Source organism: Gordonia sihwensis (assembly GCF_029632925.1).
Classification (GTDB): Bacteria; Actinomycetota; Actinomycetes; order Mycobacteriales; family Mycobacteriaceae; genus Gordonia; species Gordonia sihwensis.
In genome coordinates this window covers 638,216-652,444 of the sequence record NZ_CP121248.1, presented here as the reverse complement: position 1 = coordinate 652,444, position 14,229 = coordinate 638,216, and the positions used below count along the sequence as shown (strand labels likewise).

General features: G+C 68.1%; 16 protein-coding genes. 5 read left to right on the top strand and 11 right to left on the bottom strand.

Features of this window, described 5'->3' with window-relative positions; all coding sequences use genetic code 11:
• The first annotated feature begins 39 nt into the window (after nucleotides 1–39).
• The gene (locus P5P27_RS03280) at nucleotides 40–786 is read left to right on the top strand and encodes a hypothetical protein (protein WP_278126355.1); all 747 of its coding nucleotides are present in this window, start codon (nucleotides 40–42) and stop codon (nucleotides 784–786) included.
• 24 nt (nucleotides 787–810) lie between these two features.
• Here the strand turns inward: P5P27_RS03280 and P5P27_RS03275 are convergent, their stop codons facing one another.
• The 5 genes from P5P27_RS03275 to P5P27_RS03255 form a co-directional block, all read right to left on the bottom strand.
• Nucleotides 811–990 carry a hypothetical protein gene (locus P5P27_RS03275; protein ID WP_006894714.1) on the bottom strand — a complete coding sequence of 60 codons (180 nt, stop codon included), beginning with the start codon at nucleotides 988–990 and terminating at the stop codon, nucleotides 811–813.
• A gap of 37 nt (nucleotides 991–1,027) precedes the next feature.
• Entirely contained in the window at nucleotides 1,028–2,383 is a 1,356-nt protein-coding gene (locus tag P5P27_RS03270) for a gephyrin-like molybdotransferase receptor GlpR (RefSeq protein ID WP_278126352.1), read from the bottom strand.
• Nucleotides 2,384–2,503: 120 nt separating this feature from the next.
• The gene (locus P5P27_RS03265; RefSeq protein WP_039866720.1) at nucleotides 2,504–3,160 is read right to left on the bottom strand and encodes a GNAT family N-acetyltransferase; all 657 of its coding nucleotides are present in this window, start codon (nucleotides 3,158–3,160) and stop codon (nucleotides 2,504–2,506) included.
• A 30-nt stretch (nucleotides 3,161–3,190) separates the two neighbouring features.
• A complete protein-coding gene (gene glp, locus P5P27_RS03260; protein WP_062367640.1) occupies nucleotides 3,191–4,495 on the bottom strand; it encodes a molybdotransferase-like divisome protein Glp in 1,305 nt (434 codons plus the stop codon).
• 134 nt (nucleotides 4,496–4,629) lie between these two features.
• Nucleotides 4,630–5,565 carry a UTP--glucose-1-phosphate uridylyltransferase gene (locus tag P5P27_RS03255; protein ID WP_039866719.1) on the bottom strand — a complete coding sequence of 312 codons (936 nt, stop codon included), beginning with the start codon at nucleotides 5,563–5,565 and terminating at the stop codon, nucleotides 4,630–4,632.
• Between the two features lie 59 nt (nucleotides 5,566–5,624).
• On the opposite strand from P5P27_RS03255, the gene P5P27_RS03250 reads away from it, so the two are divergent.
• Nucleotides 5,625–6,212, top strand: a complete 588-nt coding sequence (locus P5P27_RS03250; RefSeq protein ID WP_006894709.1) for a 5-formyltetrahydrofolate cyclo-ligase — start codon at nucleotides 5,625–5,627, stop codon at nucleotides 6,210–6,212.
• A gap of 37 nt (nucleotides 6,213–6,249) precedes the next feature.
• Here the strand turns inward: P5P27_RS03250 and P5P27_RS03245 are convergent, their stop codons facing one another.
• A complete protein-coding gene (locus tag P5P27_RS03245; protein WP_006894708.1) occupies nucleotides 6,250–6,555 on the bottom strand; it encodes an FmdB family zinc ribbon protein in 306 nt (101 codons plus the stop codon).
• A 100-nt stretch (nucleotides 6,556–6,655) separates the two neighbouring features.
• Nucleotides 6,656–7,924, bottom strand: coding sequence for a Na+/H+ antiporter NhaA (gene nhaA, locus P5P27_RS03240; protein WP_006894707.1), 1,269 nt, complete (start codon nucleotides 7,922–7,924; stop codon nucleotides 6,656–6,658).
• A gap of 113 nt (nucleotides 7,925–8,037) precedes the next feature.
• Here nhaA and P5P27_RS03235 point away from each other — a divergent pair, with 113 nt between their 5' ends.
• The 3 genes from P5P27_RS03235 to P5P27_RS03225 all read left to right on the top strand — a co-directional run bounded on the left by P5P27_RS03235 (nucleotide 8,038) and on the right by P5P27_RS03225 (nucleotide 10,423).
• Entirely contained in the window at nucleotides 8,038–8,691 is a 654-nt protein-coding gene (locus P5P27_RS03235; RefSeq protein WP_006894706.1) for an SAF domain-containing protein, read from the top strand.
• 95 nt (nucleotides 8,692–8,786) lie between these two features.
• Nucleotides 8,787–9,590, top strand: a complete 804-nt coding sequence (gene mscL / locus P5P27_RS03230) for a large conductance mechanosensitive channel protein MscL (RefSeq protein ID WP_006894705.1) — start codon at nucleotides 8,787–8,789, stop codon at nucleotides 9,588–9,590.
• 149 nt (nucleotides 9,591–9,739) lie between these two features.
• Complete coding sequence (locus tag P5P27_RS03225; protein WP_006894704.1) at nucleotides 9,740–10,423, top strand: biliverdin-producing heme oxygenase; 684 nt, start codon at nucleotides 9,740–9,742, stop codon at nucleotides 10,421–10,423.
• An 84-nt stretch (nucleotides 10,424–10,507) separates the two neighbouring features.
• Here the strand turns inward: P5P27_RS03225 and P5P27_RS03220 are convergent, their stop codons facing one another.
• The 4 genes from P5P27_RS03220 to P5P27_RS03205 form a co-directional block, all read right to left on the bottom strand.
• Complete coding sequence (locus P5P27_RS03220; RefSeq protein WP_045538912.1) at nucleotides 10,508–11,152, bottom strand: MspA family porin; 645 nt, start codon at nucleotides 11,150–11,152, stop codon at nucleotides 10,508–10,510.
• Between the two features lie 30 nt (nucleotides 11,153–11,182).
• Nucleotides 11,183–11,815, bottom strand: a complete 633-nt coding sequence (locus P5P27_RS03215; protein WP_045538914.1) for an MspA family porin — start codon at nucleotides 11,813–11,815, stop codon at nucleotides 11,183–11,185.
• Between the two features lie 326 nt (nucleotides 11,816–12,141).
• Nucleotides 12,142–12,663, bottom strand: a complete 522-nt coding sequence (locus P5P27_RS03210) for a MogA/MoaB family molybdenum cofactor biosynthesis protein (protein WP_006894701.1) — start codon at nucleotides 12,661–12,663, stop codon at nucleotides 12,142–12,144.
• A 73-nt stretch (nucleotides 12,664–12,736) separates the two neighbouring features.
• Nucleotides 12,737–14,143, bottom strand: coding sequence for a S1C family serine protease (locus tag P5P27_RS03205; protein ID WP_278126346.1), 1,407 nt, complete (start codon nucleotides 14,141–14,143; stop codon nucleotides 12,737–12,739).
• Nucleotides 14,144–14,229 lie beyond the last annotated feature (86 nt).

The window sequence follows — 14,229 nt, the reverse complement described above, 5'->3', positions numbered from 1 at the left end:
GACCTGCACGCCCCGGCCCACGACGATAAGCTCAGCGGCATGGCGCTCAGTGATACAGAGGTCGCGACGGTCCTCGACCGCGCGATCGCGACGATCGACCCGATGCTCGACGTGCTCATCACCGCCGATCCGCTGGACCTGAAGCCTCGGACGCACGCCTTCCAGAATCCACGGAACTGCCTCGACCGCAGTGCCGTCGCAGCGTCCGGCGTTCTCAACGTCCTCGACTGGCCGGGTACCGCCGGATGGGACGATCTGCCACTGCGCGACCGCGCCGACTGGTGGGTCTCCCGCATCGGTCTGGTGACGACCGGCGGCGTCGCGTTCCCCAGCATCTTCGGTCCCTGGACCAAGAAGCTGCCGATGTCCGATTACCTGGGATTCGCCAGCCAGGCGCTGGTGCTGCGTGCGGTGAGCCGTGAGTACGGCGTGGTGTCACGCGACGCCGCAGTCGCGATGCTCGCATCGATCCTGTTCGGCCGGAACCTCGATGTCCGACTCGAATCCCCTGCCGACGCCGAACCCTTCGACGACGGTTCGACCCGCCGAGAGAAGGCGTTCGTGTCCCGGCTGTGGAGCGTTGGCCGCACCCTTCACGACCTGTCCCGGTCGCTCGGCGATCGACCGGGCTCTCCACGCCTGTTGAGCTGGCTGGGCTGGATCCCGTTCGTCGGCGGCGCCGCGAGCTATCTCGGTGAACTCATCGCACTTCGCCGCGCTGCCAAACTGTGCAGGGAATGGGTGGTCGCCCACCCCGACACGATCAGCACCGGCGAGCAGCCCTGACAGCGTGCATCTCGCGCAAGACTCCTACGACTCCTCGTCGTCCTGAGAATCGGCCGCCGCGTTGCGCGCGGCGGCGATCTCCAGCGCACGACGCGCCGTCGCCTCATCCGGATAGGGCCCCATCCGATTGAATACGTTGCCGATCTTTCCCTGCGTCACGTTGCCCGTGGAGAGATCGAAGTACCACTGGTCGTCGTCGCTCATGTCTCCAGCCTAGGGCGAATCATGCCGCACGGCAGCGTTACACAGCCGTTCGACGGAACTGCGGGCTGTCGTGATCATCGCCGGCGCTGTCGTCGTACTCGGACTGGTAGGCGAAGTCGTAAGTCGGGAGATGGTCGAAGGCCGGGTCCTCGTCGTCGATCTCGAGGACGATCGCTCCGCCGGGCCGGCGGAGGCGTGCGGGCGGCTCCACGTAGGTGGGTTCGGCTCGACGAGACTGCAGCCGCTCGTCCTCCAACCGCTGACGTCGGCGGCGAGCCGCACGCTGAGCAGCTCGCGCGTGCTCCTCACGCACCGTTCTGCGCAGGAACACCAGGTACAGCGAGAACACCGCGACCATCGCGACCGCGGCGATGATCCCCCACGGCCGGAAGACGAATGCGCCGACGATAGATCCGATCGTGAGCACTGCCAGGATGAGGACCATCCGCTGCCGTTCGCGGTACTGCATCCGCTCACGTTCGGCCACATGGTCCGGTCCGCGCCCGCCGCGACCGCGCAGTTCGCGCGCCGTCGGAGCAGACCCCGCGTCGTCGTCCAGGACGGAGCCGAACTCGCCCGCCGCCGCTGCATCGTCGTCATCGTCCTGCGCGTACTCGTCCTGCGCGTACTCGCTCTCGTCGTCCTCGGCGTCGTACTCGTCGTACTCGTACGCGTCCTGGTCGTCCTCGGCGTGCTCCTCGTACTGGTCTTCCTCGAACACCTCGCCGTCGTTCGCCTCGTCGTATGCCTCGTCCACCGGGATCTGATCCGCGTCACGCGCGGCCTGTGCCTCGTCGAGGTCGACCACGTCCGCTACAACCACCGGGATCTGGTCGGTCATCTCGACCGCCGACAGGACGTCCACATCCGGCCCCGCCTCAGACTCCGCCTCAGGCTCCTCGGCAGACTCTTCGGCGTCGACCATCTCGGCGTCGTCCAGTCCATCCAGGTCGGCGTCGTCGAGTTCGACATCGACCACATCGTCGTCCTCGGTCTCCGCCGGTGTCTGGTCTCCGGCTTCGTCGACGAGCTCCGCGTCGACGGTCTCGATGACCCCCGAATCGGCCTCCAGACGGTCGACGTCGTCATCCCGATCGTCGACTGCCGCATCCGCTTCGTCCGCCGCTTGCGTCGCGGAAACGGCCGTGACGTCGGCCTTGCGCTGCGCGGCCTTCGCCTGTTCGGCGGCCTTCGCGGCTGCGCGCTGGGCGGCGCGCGCCCGAGCCGCGGTCCTGCTCGACGTCCGCCGACTCGAGCCGCCACGGTGCACCAGGCGGGTGTTCGCAGCCGCTTCGGTTGTCTTGCGGGCCTGAGGCCGACCGCGCAGCACCATGGGGACCAGCACGAACAGCCAAACTGCGATCAGGGTCACCCACAGCACAGAAGTCGGCATGACCGGCAGCTCCTTTCCGGGTCGAGCGACGAGTATCCACTCCACAGGGTAGGAACCGTCCGACGGCGTGCGGCTCAGGCGCGCCGGGGAACTTCCATTTCTCAGCGAACGATCAGCACCTCAGACGGCGTGGGCGCGACCGGCGCGGATCAGTGTGTCGACCGCGCTCCCCGACACCTCGTCGACGGTGAGCCCGAACAGCAGATGGTCGCGCCACCGCGCGTTCACATCCATGTACCGCTTCAACAATCCCTCGCGACGGAAGCCGATCTTGGTCAGCACCGCCTGCGACGCCGCGTTCTCCGGCTGCACGGTGGCTTCCAGCCGGTGCAGTCCGACCGGCCCGAAGGCGTGATCGACACCCAGCGCCACGGCGGCCGAGGCCACGCCACCGCCCGCCACGTCGGAATCGACCCAGTACCCGATCCACGCGCTGCGCACCGCCCCGCGCTGAACGTTGCCGATGGTCAGCTGCCCGGCGTATCGCCCGTCCACCTCGATCACGAAGGGCAGCACCGTTCCGCGCTTGGCCTCGGACTTCAGGAGCGAGAACAGCGGCGCCCAGGACGACGGCTGGTGGCGCGCGTCCCACGGCCCCTGGCCGGTCGGTTCCCACGGAAGCAGGTCGTTCTGGTTTTTGATCCGCAGTCGACTCCACTCGCCCGCATCACGCATCCGGATCGGGCGCACGCGAACCACACCGGACTTGACCCGGACGGGTCCCAGCTCCGCCGGCCAACCCGGGCTCCGCGGCGAATCGACCAACCACCTCAGCACAGGGCGATTGTAGTCAGGCGGCCCGGCCCGCTATCCGCGCTGCGCCAAGAACATGACATCGACGTGATCACCGGTCCGCAGTTCTTCGACGTCCTCGTCCACCACGATCAGGCAGTTGGCCTCGGCCAACTCCGCCAGCAGATGGGAGGCGCCGCTCTCCGACTCGCCGATCACCTGGACGAGATACTCCCCGGACCGCTCGTCGCGCATCAGCTGGCCGCGCAGGAATCCGCGCCGGCCCTCCACCGACAGAATCGGGCCGATCGTCCGTGCCGTCACCATGCGCCGCATCGGCTGCCGTTTGCCGAGGGCGATGCGGATGAGGGGCCGGACCATCACTTCGAAGGTGACGAGCGCGCTGACCGGGTTGGCGGGCAGCAGGAAGGTGGGGATCTCGTCCCGCCCGAGCCGTCCGAAGCCCTGCACCGATCCCGGATGCATTGCCACACGCCCGATCTCGAGGTCGCCGAGATCGGCGAGCGCCTCGCCCACGGCGCGCGACGCGGCCCCGCCGATCGATCCGCAGATCACCACGATCTCCGACCGGATCAGCTGGGCCTCCACGGCTTCGCGCAGGCGGGCGGGGTCGCGCTCGGCGATCCCGACGCGGTGCACGTCGGCGCCGGCGTCGCGCGCGGCGGCCGCGAGGGAATAGCTGTTGATGTCGAAGACCTGCCCGGCACCGGGTTTCCGATCGATGTCGACCAGTTCGTTGCCGACGGCGATCACCGAGACCCGCGGTCGCGGATGCACCAGGACCCGCGACCGTCCGACCGCGGCCAGCAGACCGACCTGCGCGGGGCCGATCACCGCGCCCGCGCTGACCGCGACGTCACCGGGACGGACGTCGTCGCCGGTGCGCCGGACGTAGTCGCCGCTGTCGACGGCGTGCCCGACCATCACCCGCGATTCGCCCCCGTCGGTCCATCTGACCGGCACGACCGCGTCGGCCAGCGTGGGCATCGGCGCTCCGGTCTCGACCCGGACCGCCTGTCCCGGCTGCAGCCGGGTCGGGGTGCGCGAACCCGCGGTCACGTCTCCGACCACCGGGAGATGCACCACGAGCCGGCCGCTGTCGTCGAGTTCCTCCACCTCGATCCCGTCCGCGTTCAGCTCGGTCACATCGTCGGGGGCGGGAGCGCCGGCCGGCGCCACATCCACCGCGCGCACCGCGTAACCGTCGACGGCGGCTTGATCGAAACCGGGCAGCGGGTCGGAGGTGACGACCTCCTCCGCGCACAGCAGGCCCTCGGCCTCGGAGATGGCCACCTGCACCGGTCGCGGTGCGACCACCGAAGCCGTCACGAGGCTCAAATGGTCCTCGACCGAGCGCATAGTTCTCCTCACGTCCCCCGAGTGGTCTCAGATCGGTGCGCGCCGACCGCTCGCACGACCGGGCAACGCGCAGTTCGAGGCTAACGGCCCGCTCCGCGCAGAGCCCGCAGGCGCGCTGAACACAGCGAGATCGGTCAGTCGTCGGCGAGCCGTCGAACCAGCCATTCCCGCAGCTCCGGACCGTAGTCGTCACGGTCGAGAGCGAAGTCGACGGCGGCCTTCAGGTATCCGCCGGGATTCCCGAGATCGTGCCGGCTGCCCTCGTGGACCACGACATGGACGGGCTCGCCCCACTCGATCAACAACGCGATCGCATCCGTCAGCTGGAGTTCGCCGCCCGCGCCCGGCTCGATGGTGCGCAACGCGTCGAAGATCTTGCGGTCGAGGATGTACCGGCCCGCCGCCGCCAGATTCGAGGGAGCTTCCGCTGCGGGCGGCTTCTCGACCATGCCGCGCACCCGCTTGACCTCCGGATCGTCGGCGACCTCCTCGACGTCGAATACGCCGTACGCGCTGATCTTCTCCCCGGGCACCTCGATCGCGCACAGGACGCTGCCGCCGTACCGAGCGTGTGCGGCCGCCATCCGGCCGAGGACTCCGCCGGGCAGCACCAGATCGTCGGGCAGCAGCACCGCGATCGCATCCTCGTCGTCAGCCAGTTCCGGTTCCACGCAGCCGACGGCGTGGCCGAGGCCGAGCGGGCGGTCCTGCACTACCGAGTCCACCTCCAGCAGCGACGGGGCGTTCCGCACCTTGGCGAGCATCGCCTCCTTGCCGCGCTTGGCGAGGCGGCCCTCGAGGACCAGGTCTTCGACGAAGTGCGCGACCACACCGTCTTTACCCGGCGAGGTGACGATCAGCAGCCGCTCGGCACCCGCCGACTTCGCCTCTTCGGCCACCAACTCGATGCCGGGGGTGTCGACGATGGGCAGCAGTTCCTTCGGCACCGTCTTGGTGGCCGGCAGAAACCTGGTGCCGAGACCGGCCGCGGGAACGACGGCGGTGTACGGGATGGGCGGCGCATGCATCACGGCGCGCCGGCCTGACGGTCGAGCGGAGGTGTCGGACATGTGCCTCAGCGTAATGGCCGTTTCTGGCAGGATCGGACGTGAGTCTCTGAAAGGGAGCCATGAGCACCGAAAAGTCCGACATGCGGCGCCGCGTCCTCGATGCCAGGTCCCGGATGTCGCCCTTCGTTCTCGCCCAGTGCAATGCGGAACTCGCCGAATGGATGTATCGGTTGCCCGTCGAACTCGCCGCGGGCGACACGGTCGCAGCATACGTCGCCACCCGCGCCGAACCCGGCGGGACGGCGATGCTCGACGCGCTGCTCGATCAGGGGCTGCGGGTGCTGCTTCCGATCGTCCCCGAGGGCGATCCGGCACGACTGCAGTGGGGCGAGTACCGCGGCGAGAGCTCACTGACTCAGGGCCGGTGGCGCCTACTCGAACCTCAGGGCTACCGGCTCGATCCGGATGTGCTGCACGACGCCGCCCTCATCCTGGTCCCGGCGGTGGCCGCCGACCGCACCGGCGCGCGGCTCGGCCGGGGTGCCGGCTATTACGACCGCACCCTCGCCGCCGTGGAGGCGCCGGTGGTGGCCGTGGTGCACGATGCCGAGTTGTTCGACGACGGCGTCCCGCACGAGGCCAACGACGTCCCGATGGACTGGGTGCTGACCCCGGGCGGCGGATTCAGCCGCGTGTCACCGGGCTGATCGGACATTTGCGCGGAGCGACCCGCGCGAGCCCGTGTCAGGCGGAGGCTGCCGCCGGTGCCGCCGCGGCGCTCGTCCCGGAGGCCGAACCGCTCGTCGACGAGTCGGACGACGACGAGGTCGAGCCGGAGTCGCTGGAGGAGGAATTGGCCGCCACCGATCCGCCCGAGCGAGAGTCGGTGCGGTAGAAACCGCTGCCCTTGAAGACGATGCCGACCGAATTGAAGAGCTTGCGCAAGCGGCCGCTGCACTGCGGGCACTCGGTCAGCGAGTCGTCAGAGAACGCCTGCTGGATGTCGAACTTGTTGTCGCACTCAGTGCACGCGTAGCTGTAGGTGGGCACGGAAACCTCCGAAGGTCGAGAACTCGTTGTCTAGTGTAAACCGAATCTGGCACTCAATCATTCCGAGTGCCAGCGACGGTGCGGATCGAGTGCTTTCGGCCTAGTCGTCCAGCTCGACGGCGGCCTCGCCGTTCACGCGCGCATGCCGCACGTCCCACCGGAGCAACGCACCGCCGAGGACGGCCGCGACCAGCGAACCGAGCAGGATCCCCACCTTCGCCGCGGGTTGGTGATCCGCGGGGAGACCGGTGGCGTCGGAGAACGACAGTTCGGCGATCAGCAGTGCGACTGTGAAGCCGATACCTGTCAGCAGTCCCACGGGCACGAGGCTGCGCACAGAGATGCCCTCCGCGAGACGCAGCGGCGTCAGCCGTGTCACCAGGAAGGTGGTGACCACCACTCCGAGCACTTTGCCGACCACGAGACCGCAGAACACGCCGATGCTCACCGGCTGCACGATGTGCCCCACCCCGATGACCGTCACACCCGCAGAGGCGAACGCGAACAACGGCAGGGCGATGCCCGCCGAGATCGGCGCCACGGTCTCCGCGAACGATTCGGTGCGCGGGTGACGCTCGTCGAATACCAGAGCGGCGGGGACCGCGAAACCGAGGAGGACGCCGGCCACGGTGGAATGGACACCGGACGCGTGGACGAATCCCCACGCGGCCAGCCCCAGCGGCGCCAGAATCCACCAGTGCGTGCGACGCAATCTCACCGCGAACCCGAAGGCCACGACGCAGACCAGCCCGATCGCGAGCATCACGAAGTCGATGGTCTCGGTGTAGACCGTGGCGATCACGATGATTCCGAGCAGGTCGTCGACCACCGCGAGTGTCATCAGGAAGACGCGCAGCGCGCTGGGCAGTCCTGCGCCGAAGATCGCGAACACCGCCAGCGCGAAGGCGATGTCGGTAGCGGTCGGCGTCGCCCACCCGCGCAGCGCCTCGGGATCGTTGGTGGCGACGATCGCCACATAGATGAGTGCGGGAACCACCATCCCGCCCACCGCCGCCGCCACGGGCACACCGGCGCGGCGCGGGTCACGCAGACTGCCTGCGACGAATTCGTGCTTGAGTTCGAGCCCGACGACGAAGAAGAAGATCGCGAGCAGACCGTCGGCCGCCCACTCGGCCAGCGACAGGTCGAGATGAAGCGACGCCGGCCCCACCACGGTTTCCAGCATCGAGTGATACCCCTCGCGCCACGGCGAGTTCGCGAGGGCGAAGCCGAGCAGTGCGGCGACCAGAAGAACCGCGCCGCCCTGGATGTCACCGCTGATCCAGCCCTTCCACGCCTGTCGCCGCGACGATCCCTGATCGGTCCCCGAGTCGGTCGTCGATGGGCCGTAGACCCCGTGATCGCTCATGTACACATCTTTGCAGACACCGAATCTGTGGAAATCGTTGTCGAGCGAGCGTGCGCATCCACAATCGGCGAATTGCCCACGACCGGCGGCGCCACCCAGCGGACTGTTGAGGTATGACGATTTCGCATCGCCCCGGCCACCTCTCACCGAGCGCGTTGTCTCGGGTGCAGGCCATTCTCGGCACTGGACGATTTCGGTCAATTCGGATTCGACGAATCGCTGCGGCACTTCTCGTCATCGCCGCGCTCGGCGCATTCGCCGTATCGCGGCGGCACGTCGGTTCGCCGATCGTACTGACGGCTGCGACCGATCTTCGACCGGGCACTCTCCTCACCGCCGCGGATCTCGCCGCGCGTGCCGTACCGGCCGACCTGTCCCCTCCCGGTGCGCTCACCGATACCGGCTCCGCGATCGGCCGCAAGCTGACCGGACCGGTGCGCCGCGGCGAGATGATCACCGAGACACGGCTGCTCACGTCGCGGCTGCCCACCGCACTGACCGGCGATCCGGGAGCGCGGCTGGTGCCGATCCGCCCCGCCGACGAGTCGGTCGTCGCCCTGGTCCGCCAGGGCGACGTGGTGGACGTCCTCGATTCGGAGGCCACCGTTCTGGCCCGAGGCGCGATAGTCGCCGGCGAACCGTCGAATCCGTCGGGCAAACCGATGAACTCGGCGGCGACGCCGATTCTTCTGGCGATGAACGAGCAGGCGGCCCGCCGAGTGGCATCGACCGGATTAGACATGGCCTTGGCCGTCATACTCCACTGAATGACAGCCGAACGGTCCTGTTCCACCGCACGAAACCTTTATATGTGGTTTAGACTCAGCAACCAGCAATAGCACCAAGATCAGAGGGGACGCGCGTGCTCAAAGGTTTCAAAGACTTCATAATGCGGGGCAATGTGGTCGAACTGGCCACAGCGGTGATCATCGGTGCGGCGTTCACGGCGATTGTCACCGCATTCACCGAGAAGATCATCAATCCCCTCCTCGCCACGATTCCCAGCGGCGACTGCCCCACCGCGGACGGCGCCGCCAGTGGCCCCGCCCAGATCTGCGGGTTCGGATTCTCGATCAAGTCCGACGACCCCGCGACCTTCCTCGACTTCGGTGCCGTCATCTCCGCGGTCATCAACTTCATCATCGTCGCCGCGGTGGTCTACTTCCTGATCGTCGTTCCGTACAACAAGCTGCAGGAACTCCGGAAGCTCCAGGACAAGGAGGAGGATCCGGATCCCGAGATCGTCCTGCTGACGCAGATCCGCAATGCCCTCGACCCCGACGCCAAGGAGCGCGACGAAGCCGAGAAGGCCGCGAAGGAGGCGGAGATGGCTGCCGCCGATCGCGCGAACCGCGAGCCGGCACCGACGCCTGCGCCGATGGCGCCTCCCCCGTCACCCGGCTACGGCGATCGGACGCAGACCATGAACATCCCGCCTCAGGCGCAGCAGGCTCCGCCGCAGGCCCACCCGCAGCACGAGCAGCAGCCGGGGCACCAGGGTTTCACGCCGCCGTCCGGCCCGCCGACCGGAGGCTTTCCGACCCCGAATCCGGCGCCGGGCGAGTACCCGCCTCCGGGCAATCTGCCCCCGGGTCAGTACGCTCCGGGCCAGTACCCGCCGCCTCCGGGTCAGAATCCCGGTGACGCGCCGCGTCACTCACGCTGACTCATCGACGAGACCGAATTCTCGACGAGACGCACGGCACCCGCTGCGGGGCGGGTGCCGTGCGTCGTTTTCGGGCACTCCGACTCGCGTGTACGACGCGAAATTGTTACCTTAGCCTTGCCTTTAACTCGATCTCTGAAGGGGACGTTATGCCGACCACCGCATCTCCCGACCTCGCGGCAGACCTCCGCTTGTCGGAGCAGATGAAGCAGGGATCGTCCTCCGAGCACGAGCAGGCCGAGAACTCCGAGTTCATCTCTGAGCTGCTGGCCGGCCGGATCAACGAGGCTGGGTACATCGCTTACCTGCAGCGCCTGCGCATCGTGTACGACGCGCTCGAGCGCGCATCGCGTGCCCTCGCCGACGACCCCCAGGTGTCACTGGTCCACGACCCGGCGCTGGAGCGGGTCGCGACGATCGACGCCGATCTGGCTCACTGGAGCGCGCGCGGGGGCATCGTTCCCGAGCCGGTCGACTCTCCGGCCGCCGACGCCTATGCCGCGCGCATCACCGAATCCGCGTCGTGGGGTGGCCATCTGGTGGCTCACCACTACACGCGCTACCTCGGCGACCTGTCCGGCGGCCAGGCCATCGGCCGCCTCCTGGACCGGGAGTTCGAGCTCGGCGGCGAGGGCGTCTCGATGTACTCCTTCGAGCTCGCCACCGCGAACAAGCCCTACAAGGACGCGTACCGGGCCAAGCTCGACGCGATCGGCGATTCGCTCAGCGCCGCCGACCGCGAGCGCATCGTCGACGAGGTCCGGGTGGCCTTCCGACTCAACCAGCAACTCTTCGCCGAACTGGTCGGCCTGCTGGACGACTACCGCCGCTGACCGGCGCCCGGCTCGAAAGCCACCGGCACAGGAAAGGGCCGCGACCTCCTCGGAGGTCGCGGCCCTTTTTCGCCTGGTGCTCGGTCAGCCGATGCTGAACGGCTTGCCGTAGAGCGTCACGTTGCCGACGTAAGTGTCGGTGGAGACGCGGACGGTCACCTTGGCACGCGCCTGGGCGTAGCCCGCGCAGCCGTCGACGCCGAAGCGCTCGTTGCTGTAGGCGACGCCGCCCTGAGCGTTCTTGAAGGTGAACGCGTTGGTCTCGTAGTCGTCGACCACGGAATGGATGACCGGCGTGTAGACAGCCTTGCCCGGGGACAGCTTGATGCCGCCCGTGCCCCCGAATGCCTTCGGGTCTAGCGTGACCGTCTGATCCGGGATGCTGCCGGTGATCTTGCCGGTGGCGCCCATGTCGGCACCGAAGTTGACCTGGCAACCGACGATGTAGCCGGCATTGACACTGCCGCCCTTGACGCCGCCGGTGGTCTTGACGCTGACCTTGCCGGAGACGAAGACCTCGCGGGAAAGCGGGGTGCTGGTGACGGCGCGGCCGATCCTGGCCGACTCGCCGTACAGCTTGATGGTGACGCTGCCCTCGGGCAGCGACTTGGTCTTCGAGACGCTCGGCAGTGCGACGGCATTGGCCGGAGCGGCGAGCGTGGCGCCGGCGGCGACGGCGCCGGCGAGTGCTGCGGACGCGGTGAGACCGCGGACTACGCGCTTGTTCATTCTTCTACCTCGTGAGTCTGTGATCTCGGGTCAGCCGAGGCTGAACGGGGTGCCGAGCAGGTTGGCCTGCACGTAACCGCTGTTGCCGGACAGGGACTTCTCCTCGGCGTCGTAGCCGTCGGCCGCGACCACCTGGACCACCGAGCGCGCCGAGGCGTACCCGCCGCACTGCTGCACGTCGATCGAGAAGCTGTCGACCATGATCGTGCCCTTGCTCTTCTTGAGGCTGATCTTGTCCGTCTTGGCGTACACGACCTGGCCCGGAGCCAGCGGCACGGACAGCGAACCGCTACCGGACACGCCTCCCGACAGGTCGAACGATCCGCTGAGCGTGCCGGTGAAGCCCGTCAGGTTCACCTGGCAACCGACCAGGTAACCGACGGTCATGACACCGGTGCCCTTGCTCAAGGTCGTCTTGTAGGTTCCCGACACGGCGGCCGCGCGGCCCGCACCGTTGGCGGCCAACGACGGCATGATCCGGCTGCTCTCGCCGCTGCGCGAGATCTCCACCACCTGGCCGTCGACACCGACAGCCTTGGTGCGGCCACCCGGCAGACGACCTGCGTCAGCCTGACCTGCTCCGACTACTGCTCCGGTTACTGCGGTGAGCGCGACTGCAGCCAGGGCTGCAGCGCGGCGCTTACCGACACCACTGAACTTCACACGTATCACCCTTCAACGTGACCGACACCACGGTCGGCTTAAGACTGTGCGGCAGATAATGGATTCTCAGCCGCGGCTTAGATTAACCCAGCCGCACAGTCGCCGCTCGGCGCCGGAGAGGATTGCCGGATTTCACGTGAGAAGGGTCACTTACCCGCTAGTTATGGTGTGGGGGCCGGTTCTCGTCGTACCAACGACGACCACGCCCGGAATGCGCGTCTTCGCCCGGGTCGGTCCTGACCTCGGGCAATTCATCGCCGAAGACGGCGTCGAGGCGCCGCTTGCGACGCCACGCCTCCTCCTCCGACCGGTCGGCCGAAGACGTCTCAGAACTCACTGATCGCGGCGATGACGTGATGCGCCAACGGGATCAGCGTCGCCATGCCGTCACGGACGGCCGCGCGGGAGTCGGCGAGATTGACCACGACCGTCTGCCCCGAGATGCCGGCGAGTCCGCGCGAGAGCCCCGCGTCGGTAGCGCCCGCGGACAGTCCCGAACTGCGAATGGCCTCCTCGATGCCGGCCAGCCGACGATCGAGCAGGGGCTCGGCCGCCTCGGGCGTCACGTCCCGCGGCCCCACCCCGACACCGCCGACCGAGACGACGAGATCGACGCCGCCGATCACGGCGGTGTTGATCGCGTTCCGGATCTCCACCTCGTCGCCGGAGACCGTGGTGGTCGCGTCGACGTGGAAGTCCGCCTCCTCGAGCAGTTCCACCACCAGCGGCCCCAGCAGATCGTGATCCTCCCCGCCGACGGCGCGGTCGTCGATCACCACCACCAGGGCCCGCGGCGTCACGATGCCCTGGACCACGGCTTCGGCTTCGGCTTCTGCGGCGTCAATCATGATTCGACCTTCCTCGAGTGCACCGCCGTCGCGGCGCTCGTGTGTGGCTTGTCCTCCGGGCGCCCGGTGCCGATCAGCTGGCGCCCAGCTTCACGTCGACGGTCTTGGTCTGCCCGTTGACGACGTACGTGATCTTCACGGTATCCCCCGGAGCATAGGAACGGATAGCGGCGACGAGCGCGTCCGACGAAGCGATCTTGCGGTCTTCGACCTGCGTGATGACCGCGCCCTTCGGGATTCCCGCCTGATCGGCGGCACCGCCGCCGACGACATTCACCACCTGGGCGCCCGGCTGCGTCACGTCGCTGCTGGGCCGGACGTTGACGCCGAGGCTCGCCTGCTGGACACGGCCGCCCGAGCGCAGCGCGTTCGCGATCCGCATCGCCTGGTCCACCGGAATCGCGAAACCCAGGCCGATGCTGCCGGACTGCTGCTCAGTGCCGCCGTTCACGGTCGCGATGGCGGTGTTGATGCCGATCAACGCACCGTTGGCGTTGACGAGTGCACCGCCGGAGTTGCCCGGGTTGATCGCCGCGTCGGTCTGGATGGCGTCCATCACCGATTCCACCGAACCGTCGGCGCCGGAGGTGGACACCGGCCGGTTCAGGGAACTGATGATGCCGGTCGTGACCGTCCCTTCGAGTCCGAGCGGCGACCCGACGGCGATCACCTCCTGGCCTACCGAGAGGTTGGCCGACGAGCCGATGGTGATCGGCCTCAGACCGGTCTTGTCGGCCTGGATGACCGCGATGTCGGATGTGGGATCGGTGCCGAGCACCTTCGCCATCGCTCGACTGCCGTCGTAGAAGCTGACCAGGATCTTGTCCGCGGGCTTACCGCCGCCGGCGCTGATGACATGGTTGTTGGTCAGGATCACGCCGTTGTCGCTGAGAATGACGCCCGAGCCCGATCCGACCTGATTCCCGACCTCGACGGTGATCGAGACGACCGACGGGAGGACCTGGGCCGCGGTGGCCTGGACCGAACCCGGCGCGGCACTGGGCTGCGCGGTGTTGGTGGGTCCGGAGGCGACGACGTTCGACGTCGACGATCCGTCTTTGTCCGAACCGCCCGCGACCGAGGCGCCGATCGCTCCTCCCGCGCCGCCCGCGAGGAGCGCGACGGCCACGGCGCCGATGAGAAGCTTGCGACCCCCGTTCGACCGTGCCGGTGGAACGTCGGCCGACGACGATCCGGGCGCCTGCGGCATCTGCCCTAGCGGTGCGGTTCCGCCCGGCTGCTGCTGGTAGTACGGCGCGGTCGGCTGATCGGGCCGCGGGTACTGACCGAGCGGGCCGGTCGCTCCCGGAGGCGGCGACGGGAACTGACCGCTGGGCGGGTTCGACGGCGAGCCCGGTGAATGGTTTCCAGCGTCCGCACTGCCGTAGGGATTCGTGGGAAGTCCGCCGGTCGGAGGTTGATTCGGATCTCCGGGGACCTGACGCCAATCGTCGTTGCCGGGGTGTTCGCCGTTGGTCATGGATTAAACCCTATTGCACCATTCTGTGAAGCCGCTCAGTCCCCGTTGCCGAGTTACTGCGAGGTTCCTGCCGAGTACCTGTGAAC